Source organism: Sphingomonas sp. SP2 (assembly GCF_058313385.1).
The window spans coordinates 370,261-392,216 of the sequence record NZ_JBZFLD010000001.1; the positions used below are offsets into that span (position 1 = coordinate 370,261).

Below are 21,956 nucleotides of genomic sequence, written 5' to 3' on the forward strand. Positions count from 1 at the left end.
ATCATGCCCCTGCGTAGTGTCTTCCTCGGGGTCGGCTCCGCGCTTCCCGCCCGGCGCGTCGACAATGCCGAGCTTGCCGCGCAGGTCGACACCTCCGACGAGTGGATCGTCGAGCGCACCGGCATCCGCACGCGCTATATCGCGGGCGAAGGCGAGACCACCGCGACGCTCGCCACCGACGCCGCCCGCAAGGCGCTCGACAGCGCCGGCCTCGCCGCCAGCGACATCGACCTCATCGTCCTTGCCACCGCGACCCCGGACCAGACCTTCCCGAGCAGCGCGACCAAGGTCCAGCACGCGCTCGGAATCAAGGACGCGATCGCCTTCGACGTCCACGCCGTCTGCACCGGCTTCCTCTATGCCCTGACCACCGCCGACGCGATGCTCCGCGGCGGCAATGCGAAGACCGCGCTGGTGATCGGCGCCGAGACCTTCAGCCGGATCCTCGACTGGGAGGATCGCACCACCTGCGTGCTGTTCGGCGACGGCGCCGGCGCGATCGTGCTTCGCGCCGAGGAAACCGAGGATCGCGGAATCCTCGCCACCAAGCTCCATGCCGACGGCCAGTGGGGCGAAATGCTCTATGTCGACGGCGGGCCCTCGACCACGCAGACCGTCGGGAAGCTGCGAATGAAGGGGCGCGAGGTCTTCCGCCATGCGGTGGTCAACCTCGCCGACGTGCTTGGCGAAGTGCTCGAGGCCGCCGGCCTTACCTCGGCCGATGTCGACTGGGTCGTGCCGCACCAGGCCAATGCCCGGATCATCGACGCCACCGCGCGCAAGCTCGGCCTGTCGCCCGACAAGGTCGTGCTGACCGTCGACCGGCACGCCAACACTTCCGCTGCCTCGGTTCCGCTGGCACTGGACGTCGCGGTCAAGGACGGGCGGATCAAGCCCGGCGACACCATCGTCCTCGAGGCGATGGGCGGCGGATTCACCTGGGGAGCGGCCGTACTTTCCGTTTAACGAACGGAAAGGGAACGGAATTTCCTGAGATTGTCTGTTTGCCGACGAAGACCTTAGTTGGTATGCAATCACCATCGACGCACTCGGGGAGCGTCGCAACAGGGCGGGAGTAGAGGATGGCCGACGCAGGCGTCCCGCGTGGCGGGCAGAAGACGGAAATGCATGCGGGGACCCTCACCCGGGCCGACCTCGGTGACGTGGTCCATCGCAAGCTGGGCCTCAGCCGGGCGGAATCGGCCAGCATGGTCGAGCGCCTGCTTCACCACATGTGCGCCGCTCTGTCCGACGGGCAGAACGTCAAGATCTCCGGCTTCGGCAGCTTCATCCTGCGCGACAAGGGCCAGCGGATCGGCCGCAATCCCAAGACCGGGGTGGAAGTGCCGATCGCACCGCGCCGCGTCATGACCTTCCGCGCCAGTCAGACGATGCGCGACCGTATCGCCCGCGGCTAGAGTGCCCGCCGCCACCGGCGGGAAGGATCCCGACGCCTTCCGCACCATCGGCGAAGTGTCGGCCGAGCTTGGGATCGCCCAGCATATCCTGCGCTACTGGGAAACGCGCTTTCCCCAGCTCAAGCCGCTGCAGCGTGCCGGCAACCGCCGTTACTACCGACCCGAGGATGTCGCGCTGGTCCGCCAGATCGACCAGCTGCTCAACCGCCAGGGCTATACCGTCCGCGGCGTCCAGGCCCTGCTCAAAAGCAAGGACCCCCTCCCCGAACCGCTCCCGGTCGAGGAAGATCTCATCGACGCCCTCAAGCGCCTCCGCGCCGACTTGGAAGCGGCGATTTCCTAAGCTAAGCCGCTCCCCTTCAGGGGAGCTGTCACGAAGTGACTGAGGGGTTCTCGCGGCCCGCGTTGACCTCTCCGTCGACGCTCCGCGTCGCCACCTCCCCTGAAGGGAAGGAGCGTGACGCCGCCACCCGCGCCACCGCTTCCTCGAGCGGCACCCGGCTCACCGCCACGCCTTCGGGAAAGGCGCTCAAGAGCCGTGACGGGCAGGCGGCCGAGAGGATCACGAACGTGCCACGGTCGCCCTGCCGGCGGATGAGCCGCCCGAACGCCTGCGCCAGCCTCGCCTTCACCACCCGGTCGTCATAGGCCGAACCGCCCCCTGCCAGCCGCCGCGCGCCGTGAAGCACGGTCGGGCGCGGCCACGGCACCCGCTCCATCACCACCAGCCTTAAGGATTCGCCCGGCACGTCGACCCCGTCGCGCAGCGCGTCGGTCCCAAGCAGGCTCGCCCGCGGGTCGGCGCGGAACATGTCGACGAGCGTCCCCGTGTCGATCGGGTCGACATGCTGGGCGAGAAGCGGGAGCCGGTCGCGCGCCAGCCGGTCGGCGATCCGCGCCTGCACCGCCTTCAGCCGCTGGATCGCGGTGAACAGCCCGAGCGTGCCGCCCTCCGCCGCCGCGATCAGCCGGGCATAGGCATTGGCCAGCGCGGCGAGGTCGCCCTGCTTCACGTCGGTCACCACCAGCACTTCGGCGCTCGCGGCATAGTCGAACGGGCTGGCCGCATGGAAATGCTCGGGCGCGCCGGGAAGATGCGCCGCACCGGTCCGCGCGTCGGCGACGTCCCATCCTTCCTCGCCGCCCCGCAGCGTCGCGCTCGTCACCAGTACCCCCTGCGCCGGCTCGAGCACCGCCTTCGTCAGCGGCCTCGTCGGATCGAGCCAGCGGCGCTGGATTCCCATGTCGAGCTCGCGCCCCTCGACCCGGTCGAGGTTGAGCCAGTCGACGAAGTCGGGGTCGGCCGCGCCGCCGATCCGCGCCAGCAGCTGGACCCAGGCCGCGACCGCGCCGCCGCGCCAGGTCAGCCCCGCGATCGCTCCCTCGACCCGCGCCCGCGCCGCCCCGTCGAGCCAGTCGGGCGCGTCCTCGAGGACTGCTTCGAGACGCATCCGCAGCGCCGCCAGCGGCCGCTGCATCGCCTCGAGCGCGCTCAGCGCGCTCGCCGCCGCCTCGACCAGCCGCGCGTCGGGCTCGGCGAGCTCGGTCTCGAGCCCATAGCCCGCATCCTCGGCCCTGGCCCGCGCCAGCACCGTGTCGCGAACCGCCGCGAACAGGCCTTCGAGCGGTCCGATCGGCACCCCTTCGACCACCCGCCCGAGCCAGCCGTCGGCCGGCAACAGCCCCGCCGCCTGCACCGCCGCGTCGAGCGCCGCCGCCCCTTCGTCGTCATAGGAGCAGACGTCCATCAGCCGCGCCGCAAGCCCCCGCCGCCGCCCGCGCGTGCTCCGCTCGGGTCCCATGATCCAGCGCCGGAGCTCGATCGTCTCGGCCCCCGTCAGCGCGACCGAGAAGGTCGAATCCGCCGCGTCGAACAGATGGTGGCCCTCGTCGAACACGATCCGCTCGAGCCCTCCGCCCAGCCGCCCGCGCGCCGCCGAGACCATCACCAGCGCATGGTTGGCGATGACGAGGTCAGCCCTGCGGCTCGCCCGCTCGGCCTTTTCGATGAAGCACTTCCGATAATGCGGGCAGCCGGCATAGACGCACTCGCCGCGCCGGTCGGTAAGCGCGGTCGCGCCCGCCCGGCGGAACAAGCTCGGAAGCCAGCCCGGCAGGTCGCCGCCGACCATGTCGCCGTCCTTGCTGTAGGCCGCCCAGCGCCCGACCAGTTGCGCCAGCACCGCCGCCCGGCCGCTGAACGACCCCTGCAGCGCATCCTCGAGATTGAGCAGGCACAGGTAATTCTCGCGCCCCTTGCGGACCACGATCCGCCGCTTGCGCTCCGCCGCGTTGGGGATGATCCGCTGTCCTTCGGCATCGAGCTGCCGCTGCAGCGCCTTGGTATAGGTCGACACCCACACCGTCCCGCCCGCCTTCTCCGCCCACAGCGAGGCGGGCGCGAGATAGCCCAGTGTCTTTCCGATCCCCGTTCCCGCCTCGGCCAGCAGGAGATTGGGCGAATCACGCCGGTCGCGCGGGGCGAAGGCATGGGTCGCGGCGGCAGCGAAGGCGCGCTGGCCGTCGCGGCTCTCGGCTCCTTTGCCCGTCAGTTGCCGCAGCCGCGCCTCGGCCTCGCCGTCACCCAGCCGGATGATCCGCGTCGGCGGCCGCTCGGCCGCTTCCTCCCATTGCTCCAGCCGCGAAAAGAGCATCCGCTCGCCGCGCTCGGGCTTGCGCAGCCGCTGCCCGACCAGCCCGGCCCAGCCCCAGCCGAGCCGCTGCAGCGTGACATTGCTCGTCCATGCTCCCTCGCGCTCGGGCCAGTCGCTCGCCAGCACCGCCAGCAGCCGTTCGGCGATCTCGGGAAGCAATGCCGCCTGCCCCCCCTCGTCCGCCGGCACTTCGAGCCCCAGCGCGCCCGCGAAGCCCGCCACCGTGGGGACCACGAAGCGCGCCGGATGGACGAAGGCGAACAGTTCGAGGAGATCGAGCCCGCTGACCTCGGGATAGCCGAGCCTTTGCCCCGTCAGCGGCGCATTGAGGATCAGGTGCGGCGTCTCCGCCACCGCCCGGATCGCCTCCCCCCGCCCGACCGCGCGCACGCCGTCGGGCCCCACCAGCCAGATACCGGCGTGGCTCGCGTGGAGCGCAGGAAGGGAAAGGGAGGAGGACACGCCAGCCTATGTGGCGGCGGGAGAACGAAAGGGCAACGAGGAAGGTGGCGAGTGTTCGCCAACTTCCCCAATTCCCGTCACCCCGGGCTTGACCCGGGGTCTGCCTGCCTTCCTATCGGCAGCGGCTCGAAAGCGAAATCTTCGGCAAGGTCGCGCCACGTCGGATTGGCGGCGTTCACGAGGTCGTACTTCCACGCTCGCGCCCAGCGCTTGATCTGCTTCTCGCGGGTAATTGCCGCATGCATGGTGTCGTGCATCTCGAACCAGACGAGGCGCTTGATCCCGTAGCGAGCCGTGAAGCCCTTGATCGCTTCCGTTCGGTGCTGCCAGATCCGCGCGGCAAGGTGGCTGGTGACGCCGGTGTAGAAGGTCGAGTGCGAGCCTGCGGCCAGAAGATAGACACAGGGCTGCTTGTCCATGGACGGCAGGGAGAAGGAAGGCGGACCCCGGGTCAAGCCCGGGGTGACGGGGAGGTGCGACCCCAAAGTCTAAAATAAGTCAGAACCAGACATTCGGCCGCTCGCTCACGCCCCCCACCCCACCACCCCTTGCCTTCGCACCTGCAACATGTGCATGCGCGGGCGCATGACCGACGACGCGCTCCGAACCGCTGCCCTCACCTCCAAGGCCTGGCCGTTCGAGGAAGCGCGCAAGCTGCTCGCCCGCTATCCCAGCGGCAAGCCGAACGGCGAACCGGTCATCTTCGAGACGGGCTACGGTCCCTCGGGCCTGCCCCACATCGGCACCTTCACCGAGGTCCTCCGCACGACCTGGGTCCGCCGCGCCTATGAGACCCTGACCGGGGGCAGCGTGCCTACCCGCCTGATCGCCTTCAGCGACGACATGGACGGGCTGCGCAAGGTCCCCGACAACGTGCCCAATGGCGAGGTCCTCGCGGCCGCGCTGGGCAAGCCGCTGACGAAGGTCCCCGACCCGTTCGGCTGCCACGACAGCTTCGCGCATCACAATAATGCGCTGCTCCGCCAGTTCCTCGACCGCTTCGGCTTCGATTATGAGTTCGTGAGCGCGACCGACGCCTACACCTCGGGCCGCTTCGACGAAGCACTCCGGCAGGTCCTCCGCCACTTCGACGACATCCTCGCCGTCATGCTCCCGACCCTGCGCGAAGAGCGCCGCCAGACCTATTCGCCCGTCCTCCCCGTCTCGCCGACAACCGGCCGGGTCCTCCAGGTCCCCGTGCGCGTGATCGACGCCGAGGCCGGCACCATCGCCTTCACCGACGAGGACGGCAGCGAAGTCACCCAGTCGGCGCTCGGCGGCATGGCCAAGCTCCAGTGGAAGGTCGACTGGGCGATGCGCTGGGTCGCGCTCGGCGTCGATTACGAAATGGCCGGCAAGGACCTCATCGATTCGACCATGCAGTCGGGCAAGATCGCCCGCATCCTTGGGGCAAAGCCGCCCGAGGGCTTCAACTACGAGATGTTCCTCGACGAAAAGGGCGAGAAGATCTCCAAGTCGAAGGGCAATGGCCTGACCCTCGACGACTGGCTCAAGTATGGCGGCGAGCGGTCCTTGGAATTCTATCTCTGGCGCGAGCCGAAGAAGGCCAAGAACCTGCACCTCGCGTTGATCCCGCGCGCGATTGACGAATATTGGCAGTTCCGCGGCCGCTGGCCCGAGCAGCCGGTCGAGCAGCGCCTCGGCAATCCGGTGCACCATATTTATGGCGGCAAGGTGCCCGAGCCCGTCGCCCTGCCCGTCAGCTTCGGCCTGCTTCTCAACCTCGCCTCGCTCCCGGGCGTCGCCGACAAGGCGACCGCCTGGCGCTTCGTGCAGCGTTATGCCCCCGGCACGTCACCCGAGACCGACCCCGAGCTGGACGAGCTGATCGGCCTTGCGGTCACCTATGCCCGCGACTTCGTCGCCCCGGGCCTTGCCCGCCGCGCGCCGACCGAAAAGGAAGCCGCGGCGCTCCGCGACCTTGATGCCTTCCTTGCCGGGCTGGCCCCCGACACGCCCGGCGACGCAATCCAGAACGGCGTCTTCGAGGTCGGCAAGACCCATTATGGCAAGGAAGCGCTGCGCGACTGGTTCCAGGCCGCCTACGAGACTTTGCTCGGCTCTTCGCAGGGCCCGCGCCTCGGCAGCTTCATCGCGCTCTACGGGATCGACAACAGCCGCAAGCTGATCGCCGACGCCCTCGCCTAGGGAGCGAGCGCGCCGCCGATCGTGACCAGCGTCACGAGGGTGGCCGGCGCGGCAGGCACCGATGCCGGCCAAGCCTCGCAGCATTCGCCGCGCAGCGCCGCCGCGGGAGCCATGACGAGCAGGATCGCGCCCAGCGCCGCCACCGATGTCTTCCGCCGCGTCACGACCGTCGCCTCCCCCTGCTACCGCGCTTGGAGCTTGTCCGAGTGGACGGGTTCGGCCGGCACCTCGGTCGCGTTCAGTCGCTCGGCCTCGGCCTTGCTCAGCCCCGCCTTCTCGAGCGCGACGACGAGGGCCTGCGCAGGGTCGACCGCGATGTCGGGCGCGATCCCGTCGCCTTCCCAGTCCCTGCCGGTCTTGATGTCGTAGGTTCGCCCGATCGGCAGCCAGACCCCGAAATGCTCGTTGAGCGGCACCGGCCCACCGAAGTGATTGGCGCCCGCGGTCGCCTCGCCGATCAGCGTCGCCCGGCCCGTCGTCTTGAGCGCCAGCGCGAAATGCTCGGCCGCCGAGGCGCTCCGGTTCGAGGTCAGGAGATAGACCTTGGCGCTGCGCAGCGCCGTGTCGGCGCCGGGCAGCGCGCTGTGCGTGCCCACCATCTTGTCGCCCTCGGCCGCGAACTTGAGCGTCGCCGACGCCTCGAGCGGCGAGCCGCGCGTATCGTAGACATCCTTCGCAATCGCCATCTTCACCAGCGGTGTCGGCTTGGCGAAGAGGTAAGCGAAGATCGCATCCTGTTCGTCGAGCCCACCGCCATGGTGGTTACGAAGATCGAAGATCAGGGTCTCGGCGTCGCGATTGTCGGCGAGCCACTTCCTGATCGCCGCCATTTCCTCGTCGCGGCCCATGAAGGCGGTGAAGCGGATGTAGCCGATCCCTGGCGCGATGGTCTTCGCCGACTGGATCAGCGCCGGCCAGTTCTTCGGCGGGCCCCGGTCCGCGCCGCCGCTTGGTCCGCCGGGCGGTCCTTCGGGGGCAAGCATCACGTGGAGATGCCCGTCCTTGTGCACCGCGAGCAGGTCCTCGGTCATCAGCTTGGCGAGGTCGCCGCGATTGCCCTGGTCGTAGCGTCCGGCCGCGGCATTGCGGCGAAGCATCGCCGCATAATCCTCGGCCTTGTCCTTGAAGACGAACGACTTCACCAGTTCGTCCGCGAGCTTGGCGGCAACCGCCCGGCCCTCGCCCTGCTCGAGCGGCAGAGCGGCACCGGCCGGCTTGGCCCTTGCCGCCGCAGGCGCCGGCTGGACGGCGGCGCTGGCCGGGAGTGCGAGGGCCGCCATCCCCAGCGCGGCTCCGATCATCAGGCGGGTCTCGATACGCATGAATATATCCCCTTCGTTTGCTGTTCCCGAGGAAAAGCCGCCCGCTCGCTGTCCGCCAGATGAACGGCAGGAGGGACGCGCCGACTTTGCCAGCGCCGCGCAAAAGGGGTGCGCGCCGTGCCAATTTTTGGCACGAACGGCACCGCCATGCTCGACGCCTTCGATCACGCTTTGCTCAATCTCGCCCAGCGCGACGACAGCCTGACGGCGGACGAGATCGCTGCTCGTGTCGCGCTTTCCCCTTCCGCTATCGCTCGCCGCCTGCGCCGGCTCCGGGCCGAGGGCTGGATCGCCCGCACCATCGCCCTCCTCGGCGAGAAGCTGACCGAGCCGCGCCTGCGCGGCCTCGTCCTCGTCCAGCTCGCCGAGCATGGCGACCGCGCCGCCAAGGACGCGCTCCTCGCCCGCCTTGCCGCCGCCGACACGGTCCAGTTCGCCTACGAGATCAGCGGCGAGCGCGACCTCGCCCTCCTCCTCGACTGCGCCTCCATGGACGCCTTCGTCGCCGAGGCCGAGCGCCTGCTCGGCGCCGATCCCGCCATCCGCCGCTACGAGACCAGCTTCGTCAAGCGCTGCTGGAAATTCGCCCCCTTCGTCCGCCTCGCCTGACCCGCGCCCCGCTTACCCGATCTTTACCCACCCCCTTCAGGATCGCTCCCGCCGAAAGAGGGGGAAGAGCAACGATGATCCGTTTGTATCTGGCGGGGGGCGCGGTGGTGTTCGCCGGGGTCGCCATCATGGCCCAGAAGATCGACCACAGCACCAACTACACGCCGGTCATGGCCAGCATCACCGCGGTGAAGCTTGGCGACTGCTACCTCAAGAAGGTCGACCGCGGGGTCCTTACCAAGACCACCTCGACCACCGGCAACATGCCCTGCGACGAGGCCGAGGACCTGCGCCTCCACCATCCCGAATATGAGGGCATGGAGGCGCTCGGCTACATGGACGTCAGCTTCACCTACGTCTCGCCGGTCGACCATCGCCAGCACAGCGACAGCATGACCTATGCCTTCGACGATTATTCACGCCTCGCCCATGCCGAGGGCGCGCAGCTCCCGATCCTCGCGCACAAGAGCGACCCCGCCAAGACCGCGCACGACTACGACCACATGGCCGCCTTCGCTTCGCCCGAGGCGTGAAGATGCCGACGCCGCCCCTCGCCGCCGCGCTCCCCCGTGCGTCCGCCGCCGGTTGCAGCCGGCGGCACCGGCGCTAGGCTGAGACCATGGACCGCTTCGTCGCGCACAACAGCCGCTGGCGCGTCGCCGGCCTCATCCTCCTCTCGCTCGGCTTCATGGCCGCCGGCCTGTGGATGGCGGGCGCGTTCGGCGCGGTGCCCGAGAGCCGCAAATTCTCGCCCTCGGTCACCGTCGCCCTCGGCTGGTTCGCCTTTCTCTTCTTCGGCACCTGCGCCTGGTTCGGCGTCAAGAAGTTCCGCGACCAGGGCGCGCAGCTTGAGGTCGGTCCCGAGGGCATCCTCTACACACCCTGGTCCGACCGGCGGATGCCCTGGTCCGAGATCACCGACGTCACGACCTGGAGCATGCGCCAGCAGCAAATGATCGTCCTCCACCTCTCCCATCCCGAGCGTTTCCCGGGCAAGGGCCTCGCTGGCCGGATCGCCGGCGCGAACAAGGCGCTGACGGGCGGCGACATCACCATCTCGATGACCGGCACCGACCGCCGCTTCGACGAGACCCTCGCCGCCATCACCTATTTCCGCAATTCCCGCTGACGGTCCCGCGAGACCGGCGATCCTCAGCGCAACAAGCGCCTGGCACGACGCCAGAGCAGCGTCGGCAACCACTCGATCGCCATGCTCATCGTCGACCGTTTCTCGCTGTCGGCGACGAACCGATAATAAGGCGGTTTCGCGTCGCTGAAGATTTCACGGGCGATGTGGAATTGGTCCGATCGAAAGAGGCCGGACGAGACCGCCAGTTCCGGACCATCCTGCGGGCGATGAAAGATGTGCGTTCCGCATTTCTCGCAGAAGCCCCGCTCCGCTAACGCCGACGACCGGAAGATCGCCAGGCTGTCCCCGCTGACCACCGCCTCGGGCACCTGAAGCGACATCCAGGGCCCGCTCCCCCAGCGGCGGCACCGCTCGCAATGGCACACGCCCACGTCCGTGACCGGAAAAGGCAGGCGAACCCTCACGCCGCCGCACAGACACTGGCCTTCGATCCCGGACATTCGCAAACTCCCGAAAGGTCCTTGCTTCGCTTATGTGCGCTTTCGACCCCTTGCAGACAGTCGCTCAATTCGGAGCCAGGCGGCAAAAATCCTCAATCCAGCCGGAGAACGAGGGCGCGACCATGTTCACTTCCTTGCTGTCGTGGTCCCAATAGAAAACGGGCTGCACGGCGTCGTGTGGGTCCGAGGGAAAGCAGAACAGATTTCCCATGCAGTCCGTCGCGAAGGCGAAAAGCTCTTCAGGCAGGCCAAGGTCGCGCCAGTCGCCCGTCACCGCCACAATCTCGTCAGGGCCAAGGAAGTCACTCACATCGGGGACGTCGAGGTGGCGGTCGCAAATGGCAGTGAGCAATTCGATTGTTGGTCGCGGCAGCCCGAACTCCAGGATGGCTTCTTTATAGTCCGATGGCAGCTGTGTCTGGAGAGTTGTTCAACGCGCTCAAGCTCGTCCGAGCTAATCGGCGCAGGCGCATAGTCGGGATGTGTCCAGAGCGAGATGAAGCGGCGCATGCTCACGGTCGTTGGGTAGCGCCCCAGCAGACGGAAGGGAAAGAGCCGAATGCCCGCTTTCCACCCATTGCGGACGTTGCAGCTTCTCTACCCAGACCGCATCAGGCGGCATGGACTGGCTCCTTCCTCTCCTGCTCTTCCTCGGGCCTCCGGCAGCGCTTGGCTTGGCGATAGGGCAGCTGCGGGGGGTGCGGTCCCGTCGGGCGCTGCTGACCCTGCCTGCCGCCGCCATGGTGCTGTTCCTGCCTCCCACCCTCTGGGCGATCGGTTACGGCTGGCATCCCTTTCCGGCCGCGGCGCAAGTCCTGCTCGTCGCGTCCCTTGCCGGCCTGTTCGCGGTCGCTGCCTTCACGGCGCTGCCGCTCCTTGCGCCCTTGCCCCTCCTCGCCATGCTGCTCGTCGGGGTCGCGCTTGCCGTGCCGGTCACTTGGCCGGTGATGGTCGGGGATCAAGGATGGGGCTTCGCATGGTTCGCCATCGGCCTTGCCATCCCTGCGCTGGGCTGTCTCGTCCTGCGGCGCCTCCGGCTCGCCTCCGCCGCGCGCCGACCCATGGCGGGGCCGACCCTGCCGCCGCGACCATCCGGCATTGAGGATCGAGCCGCGTGAGTTACCGAGATCCCGACCGCGAGCCTTCCTTCGTCGAGGATTGGCTCGAAGCCTCGCCAGCCGACCGGTTCGACCGCGCCCAGCCCCTCGTCATGCTGGCCGGATGCATCGGCATGATCTTCGCCGTGCTCGCCCTGATGACCCTTGCCGCCACTTATTGTGGACCTCCGGGCCGCTGCTGACCTTCTACCCCGGCACGGCCAACCCCATTGCAAGCCTCGGCCCGAACGGGGCATCATCGCCAACTCATGGCCTCCCGCCTTCTTCGCTTGGCCGTCCCGGCGGCGGCCGTCCTTGCGCTTGCCGGCTGCATCTTCTTTCGGCCGGCCGAAGAGGTGGTGGTTCCCTTGCCCGTGCCCGGCGCGGCCGTGAATATTCAGATCTGGGCCGACACGATGAGCGACGGGCGGTTCGAAGCGGTCGTCTCCTCGCCGCACGGGTCGTCCCGGCGCCTGCTGTGGGAAGACTGGGGCCCGGCACAGCGCGCGAGCCTCTACTGGGCACGCGATGGCCGCCTGATCATCATCGGTGGCGGCGGCAACAGCGAGATGTTCGCCCTCTCCGGCAATACGGCGCCCCGGGCCATTCCCTTCGCGGACCAGCCGCGCGAGACGGGCGACGACGGGCGCTTTCGGGGCGCGGTCGATGGCGATGATCTCGCCTTCCTCCCGCCCTCCGCACAGCGCGAATGCATTCCGCTCTACGGCGCCGGATCAAGCCCCTACCGCAAGGCGCATCAGGATCAGCATTCGTGCAGCAACCCCTAGCGGCGGGCCTTCGACCGGACGTTCGCAGACGGTGTCAGGCGCCGAGCCTACCGATCAGCGTCAGGCTGCCGGCGATTGCGCCGACCAGCAGCGACCAGACGATGTAATTGCCGCGCGCCAGCGCCAGCTTGCGGTCCTTCCAGCCCATCGCTGCCGCGGCGAGAAGCGGCGGGGTCAGGATCCCGATGGCGAGCGTCGCCCCCTCGTTGAGCGCGGCCGCCTGCAATATCGCGAACAGCAGCATGAAGAGCATCGCCGAGCCGGGCGCGATGAAGATGGCGAGGATCATCAGCCATCCGATGAACTCGGCAGGGGCCCGCGCGCCCACCAGGAACGGCAGGCAGATGAGTTGCGCGAGCAGGGCCGCGCCGGTGCTTGCCAAAATGAGACCCATGGACGCGGGAATAGCGGGACAAGGTAAGCATTGTCTTGCCGTCCGGCATGGCGACGGGCAGCCTTGCAAAGTAGGATTTCGAATGCTCAACTAACCGATACAGTTCGCCAGCCGTCGCTCTTTCTCTTCGCTGACTATCGCCCCCGCCAGCCCCGCAGGTCACGGCACGTCACCTTCGGCCGACGTTTCCGGATGGCCGTTTTCTCCGCTTTGCGGCATCGGATGCCATCGCCGCCGACCACCCGTCCTGTGTCACCTTCGTGACCCTGCCTCCTTCAGGCCGCGCGACCGATCCGCGCTTCGACCTTCGCCAGCAGTCCCCGCGCCCCGGTCGCGCCGCCGCTTTTCGTCACCGCGAACTGGCCCGCTTTCTCGTTGAGCTTGGTCACCTCCGCCGCGAGGGTGCGCGCCGCGGCCGAGGTCTCCTCGACCATCGCCGCATTCTGCTGGGTCGAGCGGTCCATCAGCCCGACTGCGCTGCTGATCTCGGTGATCGCCAGCGCCTGCGCCTGGTTGTCGCTGGCGATCCCGCCGAGGAGGTCGTGGACCGCCTCGACGTCGGTCGCGATCCGCTGCAATTCGCTGTCGACCCGCTCGACCGCCTGGACCGTGGTCGCAATGCCCTCCTGGGTCCCGGTCAGTTCGTCGCGCGCCTTCTTGGCTTCCTCCTCGGCCCGCATGGCGAGCGCGCTGACGAGGTCGGCGACCACCGCGAAGCCGCGCCCCGCCTCGCCCGCGCGGCCCGCCTCGACCGCCGCGTTCATCGCCAGCACCCGGGTCTGGAAGGCGATCTTGTCGAGCCCTTCGATCACGCTGTCGATGCCCCGCGCGCTCTCGCTCACCCGCTGCATCGCCTCGACCGCTTCGCCTGCCACCTGCCGCCCGCTGGCGACCGCGGCGTTGGTCTGGTCAGCGCGCTTGACCGTCTGGTCGGCCGCCTGCGAGGTCGCCTGCAGCCGCTCGTTCATCTGGCTGACCGCGGCGCTCGTTTCCTCGAGGCTCGCGGCGGTGCTCTCGGTGCGGCGGGCGAGGTCCTCGGCGGCCTGGGCGATCTCGGTCGAGCCGCTCTCGATCGCGCCCGCCCCCTCGATCACGTCGCCGATCAGGCTGCGCAATTGCGCGAGCGCGGCATTGTAATCGTCCTGGATGGTCGAGAAGCTGCCCGGCAGATCGTCGAGGTCGTGGCTGAGGTCGCCCGCCGCCAGGGCCGACAGCGCCGCCTTCAGAGTCTCGATCGCCCGGTTGCGCTCGACCTGGCTCTGCTCGAAGTAGATCGACACCGACAATTCCATGTCGAGCAGCGCGGCCTTGACCAGTGCGATGGTCAGATCCTCCTGCGACGGCCCCGCGAAGCGCCGCTTGAGCCGGGCCAAGAGCCCATAATGGCGCTTCACCCCGTGCAGCACATGCTCGAGCACCAGCGCATAGGCCCCGATATACCAGCGCGGCTCGAGCCCGATCCTCGCATGGACCGAGCCGATCCGCCGGACGCTGTTCTCGAAGTCGGTGTCGAACCGCCCGCTGGCGAGGCGGGTCCAGTGGCTTTCCTGCGCCCGCTGCGCCCGGCTCATCTGCGGCTGGTCGCGGAAGAAGCGGGCGGTCGCGCCCGTCGCCCGGACCTTCTCGTAGAAGCCGTCGAGCGCGGGCGGGATCAGTCGCCCGAACAGGTCGCTGCTGCCGGCCAGCGTGGCGCGCTGCGCCGGCGTGAAATTCATGAATGTCAGTCGCGCAGACATATCGTCGGACATGGTCACTCCCGCTCCAGTCGCTTCCCCACCTCCATTCTAGGAAGGGAAGCGACCGGACCCGGAAGGTCCGCGCATATGACGGGGCGTCAGCTCGCCTTGGTGGCGGCGATCCAGCGATCGATCTTCTGCTCCAGCACCGCCAGCGGCAGCGCCCCGGTGCCGAGCACCTGATCGTGGAAGGCGCGGACGTCGAACTTCGGCCCGAGCTCGGCCTCGGCCCTGCGCCGCAGCCGCTGGATGGTCAGCGCCCCGATCTTGTAGGCGGTCGCTTGGCTGGGGATGGCGATATAGCGCTCGACCTCGGCGGTGGCGTCGGTCTTCCCCATGCTCGAATGGTCGAGCATGTACTTGATCGCCTGGTCGCGGGTCCAACCCTTGGAATGGATGCCCGTGTCGACCACCAGCCGCATCGCGCGGAGCATCTCGTCGTCGAGCGTGCCCATCCGCTGATACGGGTCCTGGTAGAAGCCCATGTCGTAGCCCAGCGTCTCGGCATAGAGCGCCCAGCCCTCGACATAAGCGGTGTTGCCGCCGAACCGCATGAACGCCGGCAGCGCCTCATTCTCCTGCGCCAGGCTGATCTGGAAGTGATGCCCCGGCGAACCTTCGTGAAGGTAGAGGGTGGTCATCCCCGGCGTGGTCCGGCTCGGCAGGTCATAGGCGTTGAAGTAGAAGACGCCCGGCCGCGAGCCGTCAGGGGTGCCGTTCTGGTAGGAGCCGCCGGCCTCGAACTTCTCGCGGAACGGCTCGTAGGGCCGGATCTCGAGCTTGGCCTTCGGCATGGTCGAGAAATAGCGCGGCAGCTGCGCGTCGACCTTCTTGCCGATGTCGTAATAGCCCTGCGTCAGCCCTTCGCGGCTCTTCGGCTTGAAGCGCTGATCGGTGCGCAGATAGTTGAAGAAGGCCGGGAGATCGCCCTTGAAGCCGACCTCGGTGCGGACCTTTTCCATCTCGGCGGTGATCCGCGCGACTTCGCTCAGGCCGAGGTCGTGGATCTGCTCGGGGGTCATGTCGAGCGTGGTCGTCGACTTGATCAAGTAGCGGTAGAGCTCGGGTCCGCCCTTCATGTACATCAGCCCGACACCGTCGCGCGCACGCGGCAGATATTCCGTCTTGAGGAAGTCGCGCACGCGGGTCAAAGCGGGGCGGATGCCGTCGGCATAGGCCGCCTGATATTCGGCCGTGAGGCGGGTCCGGTCGGCCGCCGCGATCGAATCCGGGAACTTGCGGATCGGGCCGAGATAGCTGTTCTCCGCCGGCTTCTGCTTGAGCTGATTGTCGAGCTGCTCGATCATGTTGCGGACGGTCAGCTTGGTATCGACCACGCCCGCCGCCATGCCCTCGCGCCAGCGCCCGATCGCGCGGTCGAGATAGATGACGAATTCGCGGTGGCGCTTGAGGTTGTTCTCATAATCCTCGAGCGTCTTGAACGGCGCCGCCCCTTCGCCACTGGCGAAGGTCGGGTAGAAGGTGTGGATGCCGAAGAAGTGGTTCATCGGCCGCACGCGGGTCAGCGACAGGAGGTCGTCCTGGTAGCCGCGCAGCGTGTCCTCGGTCTGGAACTTGAAGACGTCATAAGCGATCTGGTCGGTCGCGTTGAGCTTCGCCCGGTCGATCTGCGCGAGCCCGGCGAGGTCCTGCACCGAGGCCGCCTTCTCGCCCGCATAATAAGCGTCGGTGATGTTGTCGCCGAGCCGGTCGGCGTAGCGCATGTCGCCGCGGAACAGGGCGTTCAGTGGATTGCGCTTGAGATTAGCCTCGTCGCTCTGCTGGAAGAGCGCGAACAGCTTGTCGTGCTCGGCCTTGGCGAGTTCCTCCGCCGACGGCGCCGGGACCGGGGTGACGAGGATCGGCGGCGCCGCCGGCTCCTGCGGCGCGGTGGCACAAGCGGCGAGCGAGACGAGGCTCGTGCCGATCAGGAGCAGGCGATTGATCATGGACGTGCGGCTTTCCCCGGTGAAGACGATGCGGTCAGCACGGGGCGGCCCGGAGGCGCCCCGCAACCGTGTCTTCGATCAACCGCCCTGCCCTGTCTACCAGAAGAAGTCGGGGATCCGGTCGACCACCCGGCCGGTCCTCAGATCGACCAGCAGCACATCGTCGTAATAGCGGATCCAGCGGTAGGGCGGCGCGACCGGGGGGAGGCGATATTCCCACGGCTCGTTGATCCAGTAGCGGGTCGAATAGAAGCGCGAGGGGAGCGACCAGCCGAGCTGCCAGGGGCGGTAGCTCCAGCCGAACGGATCGATGTAGAGCCCGACGTGGAAGCGGCTGCGGTCGCGGTCGCGGTGCCGCCGCCAGTCGTAGCGCCGGTCGCGGCGCCAGTCCTGCCGCCAGCCCTCGGCCGCGACACGGTCCCGAAGCCGGTCGGCAGTGCGGCGGTCCGCGCCCTGCGGGCTGACGACGCGCGGCGTCAGCACCGGCGGGATGGCCTCGGCGGAACGCTCGCCCGGCAGCGGCGCGGCATCGCGGTCGCGGCGATCGCGGCGCGCCGCCTCGCGCTCCTGCCAGCGCCAGTTGGCGACCGAATCCTCGCGGTTCGCCTCGCTCGGCGCCGACCGGTCGCGGCGGGTGAATTGCGGGCGGCGGTCGCCATCCCGCGCGGCCGGCGCCTCAGCGGGACGGACGCGCTCAACCTCGGGCCGGGCCATCTGCGGCATCGGCTCGGGCCGCTCGGGGCGCGGCTCGGTGGCACGCTCGGGGCGGGTGAAACGCGGGCGCTCGCGCTCCTCGCCGCCAGCTGAAGCCCGCGCCTCGCGCCGCTCCTCCCGCTGCATCCGGCGTTCGTCGCGGGCTTCGCCGTCGGGTGCGGCAAGCGCGGGCGCGGCGGTGCCGAGAAGGAGAAGGGACAAGAGGGCAGTACGCATGGGCATCATCCACTGGGGTGTTTGTTCACCCGAATGTTTGCCTTTGCGGCTGAGCGGAGGATTAACGGTCCGCCGCGGCCTCGGGCGAGGGTGCTGGCGGCGTCGGGCCCGATGCCGGCGCGGCACCTGCCGGGGCCTGCGGCGCGGCCGGGACCATGGCGCCTGCCGCCCGTGCGATCGCCCGCCGGAGCCGCGGCTGGGCGCCACAGGAACAGAGGATCGGAAGCGCGTCGACCTGCTCGGGCGAGGGCCGCGGGCTCTGCTGGAGCAGGGCCGCCGCAGCGCAGACGAAGCCCGGGATGCAGAAGCCGCACTGGATCGCATTTTCCGTCACCAGCGCAGCCGTGACCGGATGGTTTGCCAGCCCCTCGATGGTGGTGACGTCCGCCCCTTCGAGGCTTCCGATCGGCATGGTGCAGCTCAAGGTCGCACTACCGTCGACGATGACCGTACAGGCCCCGCAGCGCCCGACCCCACCGCAACCCTGCTTGGTCCCGGTGAGGTTCGCCGCGTCGCGAAGCGCCCACAGCAAGGGGGTCGCCGGATCCATGGCAAATTCGATAGCCTGCCCGTTCACCCGCATCTTCGCCATGGCCCCCGTCTAGCCGCGGGCGCGCGATGCTGCCAAGCAGCCAGCATCATGACGATCCTTTCCACGTCTTTGGGGCCGATCGGGGTCGAGCGACACGGCGCCGGCGGAACGCCCCTCCTGTTCCTCCACGGGGTGGGCTCTGACCGGCACGCCTGGGAACGGCAGCTCGCCCGGTTCGGCCCTGACCGGCTGACGCTGGCAATCGATTATCCCGGCTATGGCGACAGCGCGTTCATTCCCGGCGCGACCCGCGACACCTTCGCCGAGGCGGCGCTCGCCGTGCTCGACGCGCTGGAAATCGCGCGGGCGCATGTCTGCGGCCTCAGCCTCGGCGGGGTGGTTGCGATCGCCATGGCCGCGCGCGCGCCGGGGCGCATTGCCTCGCTGGTCCTCGCCGACACCTTCGCCCGGCATCCCGAGGGACAGGCAATCTACGACCGCTCCCTCGCCGGTGCTGCACAGCTCGGCATGGCCGGGCTAGCCGACGCGCGCGCCGACGCCCTCCTCGCGCAGCCCGCCGATCCCGCGATCCGGGCCGAGGTCATCACGACGATGAGCGCGATCGACCCCGCCGCCTATCGCCTCGCCGCGGCCGCCGTCTGGCTGGCCGACCAGACCGAGGCCGCCGCCGCGATCCGGCAGCCGACGCTGATCCTGTGCGGGAGCGAGGACAAGATCACGCCGCCATCATTGTCGGAGGAGCTGAAGACGCTCATTCCCCATGCCGGGCTGGTCGAGATCGCGGGTGCGGGGCACCTCCCCAATCTCGAAAGGCCCGCGGTCTTCGATCGGGTGGTCGCGGCATTTCTAGCCGAAATGGACGAAAAAGCGTAGCCTTACCGGCCTCTTAACCAAAGGCGGAAAGCTGATCTTCGCCTTGCGCTGCGAAAAGCGGCGCCATGGACAAGAGCCTTTCCGCCGTCCTCGGCCTTACGGCCTTCGCGCTTCTGGCGCCGGCCCCCGCCGCTGCGCAGAGCGTCGCCACTCCTTACGCGACCAGCGCCAGCTTCGTCCGCAAGAGCGAGGCTTTGCTCGGCACCGGCAGCCGGCTCGCGGCGCTCATGGCGCAGCAGCAGGGTCAGGCGCTCGCTCCCGCGGCCAGCGCACCGATCGCCCAGCCGGCCGTGCTCCGCAGCCCACTGTCGGAGCGCCCGATCACGCTCCAGCGCGCGGCGGTCGCGACCGACCGTCCCGACGTCTTCGGCTCGACCGCTCTGTCGATCGATTCGACCCCGCTCGATCGCCGCTGGAAGGCGATCGCCGGCCGCGCGCTCGACCCGGTCTCCGCGCGCTGGGCCGCAAGCCTTCGCGCCCGCCCCGAGGCCGAGCGGATCGATGCGGTCAACCGGATGGTCAATGCCCGGATCAGCTTCGTCGACGACGACCGCCAGTTCGGCCGCAGCGACGTCTGGCAGAGCGCCGCGGAATCGCTTCGCCGCGGGCGCGGCGACTGCGAGGATTATGCGATCGCCAAGCTCCAGCTGCTTCGCGCCGCCGGCGTGTCGGAGCGCGACCTCTATCTGGTGATCGTCAAGGATCTCGTCCGCCGCAGCGACCATGCGGTGCTGACCGTTGCCAGCGGCGGTCGGCTGGTGGTGCTCGACAATGGCACCGACCGGATCGTCGATGCCGCCGATATTCGCGATTACCGCCCGATCTTCAGCTATGCCGCCGGCCGCCGCTGGACCCATGGCTACCGCCGCTCGGCCGAGCCGCCGATGATCATGGCCTCGCTCGAGCGCGGCGAAAGCGCGCTCCCGGTCCCGGCCGCGGCGCCGGCCGGCCTGGCCAGCGAAGCGCCGCGCTTCACCGTTTCGGCGAGCGACTTTTCCGCCAACCTGCTCGGCTAGGCCTCAGCGCTCGGTGAGCGCGTCGCTCTTGGCCTTGAGGACCGGCTTCAGAAGATAGGTGAGGATCGACTTGCGCCCGGTGATGATCTGGGTGTCGGTCATCATGCCCGGCGTGATCGGAAGCCGGCGCCCGGCAGTCATCAGATAGCTGCGCTCTGTTTCGACGATGACATTGAAATAGGCTTCGCGCGTGGTCTCGTCATAGATGGAGTCGGCGCTGACCTGCACGACCTTGCCGTCGAGCCCGCCATAGATGGAGAAGTCGTAGGCGGTGACCTTCACCAGCGCGCGGTCGCCGACCTTGATGAAGGCGATGTCGCTCGGACGGACCCGGGTTTCGACCAGCAGCTTGTCGCCCAGGGGCACCACTTCCATGATCTTCTGGCCGGCCTGGACGAAGCCGCCGCGGGTGGTGACCTGGACGTCGTTGACCACGCCGTCGACCGGCGACCGAAGCTCGGCGCGGCTGAGTCGGCCCTGCGCACCGCGCAGCGTCTGCTCGTTGACCGCGATCTTCTGCGTGACCTGGCTGCGTTCGTTGAGCGCGTCCTGGCGGAACTGGGCGCTGGCCTCGGCAGCCTGGGCGCGCGCTTCGTTGACCGCCGCCATCGCCCGCCCCTGCTGCTCGCGCGCGGCGGCGATCCGGCCCTGGAGGTCGACCACCTCGCGCTGCGCGTCGGCAAGCTCGGTCTGCGGCACGATATTCTTGGCGGCGAGCGGCGCCAGCCGGTTCACATTGTCCTGCGCGAGGCGGAGGCTCTGCCCGAGGCTGTTGATCGTCGCGGCGGCTTCGGCGGCCTCGCGGCGGCGCTGCTCGGCGGTAGCGTTGAGCGCGCCGAGGCGGCCCGACAGCGCACTCCGCCGCGCGGCGAGCAGGGCGCCTTCGTCACCGGCGACCGCGCCCGCGCCGACCCCGCCTTCGGCGCCGAGCCGCGAGGCGCGCTGCTGGAGCGCCTGGGTCTCGGCCTCGATCTGGCCGAGCTCGCTGCTCGACTGCGTGTCGTCGAGGCGAACCAGAAGCTGGCCCTGGCGGACCCGCTCGCCCGAGCGGACCATGATCTCGCGGACCGTCGCCGGTTCGGACGACTGGATCAGCTGCACCTTGCTCGACGGGATGACCTTGCCCTGCCCGTGGGTGACCTCGTCGACATGGGCGATGACCGACCAGGCGAGGAAGAGGAAGAAGCCGATCGCGCTGAAGAGGATGATCTTGCGCGAACCCGTCAGCGGCGCCCGCTGGCGGCTCCCCTGTCCGGCGGAGGGGGCGAAGGGAATGGAGGCCATGACGCGACGAGCCTGTTCTAGTTGGAGGCGAGCGCGGCGGAGCCGCTGCTGGCGGTGGTGACTGCCGCCACGGTGGCGGCGTCACGCGGAAGGGTCCGGACCGGCTCCTGCGAGGCGACCAGCGCCTTGGTCCGGCCGCCGGTTTCCTCGGGCGAGGGGATGGTCAGGCGCCAGCCCTTGCTGGTGTCGAGCAGCCCGCCGACGTCGTTGGAGGCGCGGCGGATCGTCTTGTCCTGTTCGTAGGTGAGCTGCGCCGGCGGAATGTCGGCGATGGCTCCCTCGCCGGCCTCAGCGAGGATTGCCGGGCGAAGGATTGGGCGAAGCGACGAGGGATCGTTCGGCTCGCCGATGTAGCGACCGGTGAAGGCCCCGCGCTGGCCCCAGGCCCCCGGCCAGCGATAGAAGATGTGCGCTCCGACCTTGGTGATCTTGGCCAGCATCGGCGCCCAGTAAGGCGCGACATAATCGGCGTGATAGTGCGTCGCCTGGCCGACCGCGCCATCGACATAGCCGGCCAGCGCCGCGGTCGCGACACGGCGCGCCTCGGCCCAGGCACCGGCGGCGGGCGCGCGATTGAGCGAGCCGTCGCAGACGAAGGTGAACTGGCAGATCGGCGTCGCATTGCGCTGGTAGACGACCCCGCAGACCGACTTGGGGAATGCCGGGTGGCGCATCCGGTTGAGCACCACCTGCGCCACCGCGCGGCGGCCCTCGATCGGCTCGAACCCGGCTTCGTAATAGACGGCCTGGGTCAGGCAGGTCAGCGCCCGGTCGTAGGCGGTCCCGCCGGTCGGGGCGGTGAAGGGCGCGGCGGCCTGCACCGGCGCCTTGCTGAACGGCAACGCGGCATTGATCTGCTCGGCTTCGGCCCCGGTCGCGCGAACCTCGACCGACTGCTCGCCGGTGGTCGCGGCGATGAGCGCCGCAGCCTTGGTCGGAGCGATCGTCGCGGCGACGGGCGATGCTTCGGCCGGGCTGCGCATCGACGAGACGAAGCCGAAGGCGAGCGCCGCGAGCGCGGCAAGTCCGGCGGCGCCGAGCAGCAGCATCTCCCAGCGGAGACCGGCGAAACGGATGGCGACGCGGCGCTGGATGAGGGCCAGGGATGTCAT

The 21,956-nt window shown here is 69.1% G+C and carries 24 protein-coding genes and 1 pseudogene; 12 read left to right on the forward strand and 13 right to left on the reverse strand.

Annotated elements, in window-relative coordinates; genetic code table 11:
• Positions 1-3 precede the first annotated feature (3 nt).
• The 3 genes from AC4GYU_RS01980 (at position 4) to AC4GYU_RS01990 (ending at position 1,761) form a co-directional block, all read left to right on the forward strand.
• Positions 4-966, forward strand: a complete 963-nt coding sequence (locus AC4GYU_RS01980; protein ID WP_491085229.1) for a beta-ketoacyl-ACP synthase III — start codon at positions 4-6, stop codon at positions 964-966.
• 116 nt (positions 967-1,082) lie between these two features.
• Positions 1,083-1,418 (forward strand): integration host factor subunit alpha, encoded by a 336-nt coding sequence (locus AC4GYU_RS01985; RefSeq protein ID WP_491085230.1) that lies wholly within the window; start codon positions 1,083-1,085, stop codon positions 1,416-1,418.
• A 1-nt stretch (position 1,419) separates the two neighbouring features.
• Entirely contained in the window at positions 1,420-1,761 is a 342-nt protein-coding gene (locus AC4GYU_RS01990; RefSeq protein WP_491085231.1) for a MerR family transcriptional regulator, read from the forward strand.
• A 28-nt stretch (positions 1,762-1,789) separates the two neighbouring features.
• Here AC4GYU_RS01990 and AC4GYU_RS01995 read toward each other — a convergent pair whose 3' ends face one another.
• Both AC4GYU_RS01995 and AC4GYU_RS02000 read right to left on the reverse strand, forming a co-directional pair.
• A complete protein-coding gene (locus tag AC4GYU_RS01995; protein ID WP_491085232.1) occupies positions 1,790-4,534 on the reverse strand; it encodes an ATP-dependent DNA helicase in 2,745 nt (914 codons plus the stop codon).
• A gap of 77 nt (positions 4,535-4,611) precedes the next feature.
• Positions 4,612-4,953: a GIY-YIG nuclease family protein gene (locus AC4GYU_RS02000; RefSeq protein WP_491085233.1), complete on the reverse strand. Its 342-nt coding sequence runs from the start codon at positions 4,951-4,953 to the stop codon at positions 4,612-4,614.
• Between the two features lie 166 nt (positions 4,954-5,119).
• On the opposite strand from AC4GYU_RS02000, the gene AC4GYU_RS02005 reads away from it, so the two are divergent.
• Positions 5,120-6,703: a lysine--tRNA ligase gene (locus AC4GYU_RS02005; protein WP_491085234.1), complete on the forward strand. Its 1,584-nt coding sequence runs from the start codon at positions 5,120-5,122 to the stop codon at positions 6,701-6,703.
• Here the strand turns inward: AC4GYU_RS02005 and AC4GYU_RS02010 are convergent.
• Entirely contained in the window at positions 6,700-6,867 is a 168-nt protein-coding gene (locus AC4GYU_RS02010) for a hypothetical protein (RefSeq protein ID WP_491085235.1), read from the reverse strand. The two genes, AC4GYU_RS02005 and AC4GYU_RS02010, sit on opposite strands and share 4 nt — an antisense overlap.
• An 18-nt stretch (positions 6,868-6,885) precedes the next feature.
• On the reverse strand, positions 6,886-8,025 hold the full coding sequence (locus AC4GYU_RS02015; RefSeq protein ID WP_491085236.1) for a S41 family peptidase: 1,140 nt from the start codon (positions 8,023-8,025) through the stop codon (positions 6,886-6,888).
• Between the two features lie 117 nt (positions 8,026-8,142).
• Between AC4GYU_RS02015 and AC4GYU_RS02020 the strand changes: the two genes are divergently transcribed.
• From AC4GYU_RS02020 to AC4GYU_RS02030, 3 genes are all read left to right on the forward strand, one after another.
• Positions 8,143-8,634, forward strand: coding sequence for an Lrp/AsnC family transcriptional regulator (locus AC4GYU_RS02020; protein ID WP_491085237.1), 492 nt, complete (start codon positions 8,143-8,145; stop codon positions 8,632-8,634).
• Between the two features lie 74 nt (positions 8,635-8,708).
• On the forward strand, positions 8,709-9,167 hold the full coding sequence (locus tag AC4GYU_RS02025; RefSeq protein WP_491085238.1) for a hypothetical protein: 459 nt from the start codon (positions 8,709-8,711) through the stop codon (positions 9,165-9,167).
• A gap of 86 nt (positions 9,168-9,253) precedes the next feature.
• Positions 9,254-9,763 (forward strand): STM3941 family protein, encoded by a 510-nt coding sequence (locus tag AC4GYU_RS02030; protein ID WP_491085239.1) that lies wholly within the window; start codon positions 9,254-9,256, stop codon positions 9,761-9,763.
• Positions 9,764-9,786: 23 nt separating this feature from the next.
• Here AC4GYU_RS02030 and AC4GYU_RS02035 read toward each other — a convergent pair whose 3' ends face one another.
• Positions 9,787-10,224, reverse strand: a complete 438-nt coding sequence (locus AC4GYU_RS02035; protein ID WP_491085240.1) for a GFA family protein — start codon at positions 10,222-10,224, stop codon at positions 9,787-9,789.
• A 64-nt stretch (positions 10,225-10,288) separates the two neighbouring features.
• Positions 10,289-10,639 (reverse strand): annotated as a pseudogene (locus tag AC4GYU_RS02040) (SMI1/KNR4 family protein); the annotation flags it as partial.
• 283 nt (positions 10,640-10,922) lie between these two features.
• Between AC4GYU_RS02040 and AC4GYU_RS02045 the strand changes: the two are divergent.
• The 3 genes from AC4GYU_RS02045 (at position 10,923) to AC4GYU_RS02055 (ending at position 12,109) form a co-directional block, all read left to right on the forward strand.
• Complete coding sequence (locus tag AC4GYU_RS02045) at positions 10,923-11,342, forward strand: hypothetical protein (protein ID WP_491085241.1); 420 nt, start codon at positions 10,923-10,925, stop codon at positions 11,340-11,342.
• The gene (locus AC4GYU_RS02050) at positions 11,339-11,524 is read left to right on the forward strand and encodes a hypothetical protein (RefSeq protein WP_491085242.1); all 186 of its coding nucleotides are present in this window, start codon (positions 11,339-11,341) and stop codon (positions 11,522-11,524) included. The genes AC4GYU_RS02045 and AC4GYU_RS02050 overlap by 4 nt, the downstream gene beginning before the upstream one ends.
• 66 nt (positions 11,525-11,590) lie before the next feature.
• Positions 11,591-12,109, forward strand: a complete 519-nt coding sequence (locus tag AC4GYU_RS02055; RefSeq protein ID WP_491085243.1) for a hypothetical protein — start codon at positions 11,591-11,593, stop codon at positions 12,107-12,109.
• A gap of 34 nt (positions 12,110-12,143) precedes the next feature.
• On the opposite strand, the gene AC4GYU_RS02060 is transcribed toward AC4GYU_RS02055, so the two are convergent.
• The 5 genes from AC4GYU_RS02060 to AC4GYU_RS02080 all read right to left on the reverse strand — a co-directional run bounded on the left by AC4GYU_RS02060 (position 12,144) and on the right by AC4GYU_RS02080 (position 17,710).
• A complete protein-coding gene (locus tag AC4GYU_RS02060; RefSeq protein ID WP_491085244.1) occupies positions 12,144-12,503 on the reverse strand; it encodes a hypothetical protein in 360 nt (119 codons plus the stop codon).
• Positions 12,504-12,778: 275 nt separating this feature from the next.
• The gene (locus AC4GYU_RS02065) at positions 12,779-14,218 is read right to left on the reverse strand and encodes a protoglobin domain-containing protein (RefSeq protein WP_491085245.1); all 1,440 of its coding nucleotides are present in this window, start codon (positions 14,216-14,218) and stop codon (positions 12,779-12,781) included.
• A 119-nt stretch (positions 14,219-14,337) separates the two neighbouring features.
• Entirely contained in the window at positions 14,338-16,188 is a 1,851-nt protein-coding gene (locus AC4GYU_RS02070; protein WP_491085246.1) for a DUF885 domain-containing protein, read from the reverse strand.
• A gap of 96 nt (positions 16,189-16,284) precedes the next feature.
• Entirely contained in the window at positions 16,285-17,118 is an 834-nt protein-coding gene (locus tag AC4GYU_RS02075) for an RcnB family protein (protein ID WP_491085247.1), read from the reverse strand.
• 61 nt (positions 17,119-17,179) lie between these two features.
• Entirely contained in the window at positions 17,180-17,710 is a 531-nt protein-coding gene (locus AC4GYU_RS02080; protein ID WP_491085248.1) for a (2Fe-2S)-binding protein, read from the reverse strand.
• Between the two features lie 48 nt (positions 17,711-17,758).
• Between AC4GYU_RS02080 and AC4GYU_RS02085 the strand changes: the two genes are divergently transcribed.
• Together AC4GYU_RS02085 and AC4GYU_RS02090 are read left to right on the forward strand one after the other, a co-directional pair.
• Entirely contained in the window at positions 17,759-18,544 is a 786-nt protein-coding gene (locus AC4GYU_RS02085) for an alpha/beta fold hydrolase (protein ID WP_491085249.1), read from the forward strand.
• Positions 18,545-18,609: 65 nt separating this feature from the next.
• Entirely contained in the window at positions 18,610-19,560 is a 951-nt protein-coding gene (locus AC4GYU_RS02090) for a transglutaminase-like cysteine peptidase (protein WP_491085250.1), read from the forward strand.
• 3 nt (positions 19,561-19,563) lie between these two features.
• Here AC4GYU_RS02090 and AC4GYU_RS02095 read toward each other — a convergent pair whose 3' ends face one another.
• Positions 19,564-20,844, reverse strand: a complete 1,281-nt coding sequence (locus AC4GYU_RS02095; RefSeq protein WP_491085251.1) for an HlyD family type I secretion periplasmic adaptor subunit — start codon at positions 20,842-20,844, stop codon at positions 19,564-19,566.
• 17 nt (positions 20,845-20,861) lie between these two features.
• Entirely contained in the window at positions 20,862-21,956 is a 1,095-nt protein-coding gene (locus AC4GYU_RS02100; protein WP_491085252.1) for a cell wall hydrolase, read from the reverse strand.

Excerpts from the sequence above, each read along its gene's own strand:
- AC4GYU_RS02005 (WP_491085234.1), top strand. The coding sequence starts at position 5,120 with ATGACCGACGACGCGCTCCGAACCGCTGCCCTCACCTCCAAGGCCTGG.
- AC4GYU_RS01980 (WP_491085229.1), top strand. The coding sequence starts at position 4 with ATGCCCCTGCGTAGTGTCTTCCTCGGGGTCGGCTCCGCGCTTCCCGCC.
- AC4GYU_RS02015 (WP_491085236.1), bottom strand. The coding sequence starts at position 8,025 with ATGCGTATCGAGACCCGCCTGATGATCGGAGCCGCGCTGGGGATGGCG.
- AC4GYU_RS02030 (WP_491085239.1), top strand. The coding sequence starts at position 9,254 with ATGGACCGCTTCGTCGCGCACAACAGCCGCTGGCGCGTCGCCGGCCTC.
- AC4GYU_RS02060 (WP_491085244.1), bottom strand. The coding sequence starts at position 12,503 with ATGGGTCTCATTTTGGCAAGCACCGGCGCGGCCCTGCTCGCGCAACTC.
- AC4GYU_RS02065 (WP_491085245.1), bottom strand. The coding sequence starts at position 14,218 with ATGAATTTCACGCCGGCGCAGCGCGCCACGCTGGCCGGCAGCAGCGAC.
- AC4GYU_RS02080 (WP_491085248.1), bottom strand. The coding sequence starts at position 17,710 with ATGGCGAAGATGCGGGTGAACGGGCAGGCTATCGAATTTGCCATGGAT.
- AC4GYU_RS02035 (WP_491085240.1), bottom strand. The coding sequence starts at position 10,224 with ATGTCCGGGATCGAAGGCCAGTGTCTGTGCGGCGGCGTGAGGGTTCGC.
- AC4GYU_RS02085 (WP_491085249.1), top strand. The coding sequence starts at position 17,759 with ATGACGATCCTTTCCACGTCTTTGGGGCCGATCGGGGTCGAGCGACAC.
- AC4GYU_RS02090 (WP_491085250.1), top strand. The coding sequence starts at position 18,610 with ATGGACAAGAGCCTTTCCGCCGTCCTCGGCCTTACGGCCTTCGCGCTT.
- AC4GYU_RS02075 (WP_491085247.1), bottom strand. The coding sequence starts at position 17,118 with ATGCGTACTGCCCTCTTGTCCCTTCTCCTTCTCGGCACCGCCGCGCCC.
- AC4GYU_RS02095 (WP_491085251.1), bottom strand. The coding sequence starts at position 20,844 with ATGGCCTCCATTCCCTTCGCCCCCTCCGCCGGACAGGGGAGCCGCCAG.
- AC4GYU_RS02055 (WP_491085243.1), top strand. The coding sequence starts at position 11,591 with ATGGCCTCCCGCCTTCTTCGCTTGGCCGTCCCGGCGGCGGCCGTCCTT.
- AC4GYU_RS02000 (WP_491085233.1), bottom strand. The coding sequence starts at position 4,953 with ATGGACAAGCAGCCCTGTGTCTATCTTCTGGCCGCAGGCTCGCACTCG.
- AC4GYU_RS02025 (WP_491085238.1), top strand. The coding sequence starts at position 8,709 with ATGATCCGTTTGTATCTGGCGGGGGGCGCGGTGGTGTTCGCCGGGGTC.
- AC4GYU_RS02100 (WP_491085252.1), bottom strand. The coding sequence starts at position 21,956 with ATGACATCCCTGGCCCTCATCCAGCGCCGCGTCGCCATCCGTTTCGCC.
- AC4GYU_RS01985 (WP_491085230.1), top strand. The coding sequence starts at position 1,083 with ATGGCCGACGCAGGCGTCCCGCGTGGCGGGCAGAAGACGGAAATGCAT.
- AC4GYU_RS02070 (WP_491085246.1), bottom strand. The coding sequence starts at position 16,188 with ATGATCAATCGCCTGCTCCTGATCGGCACGAGCCTCGTCTCGCTCGCC.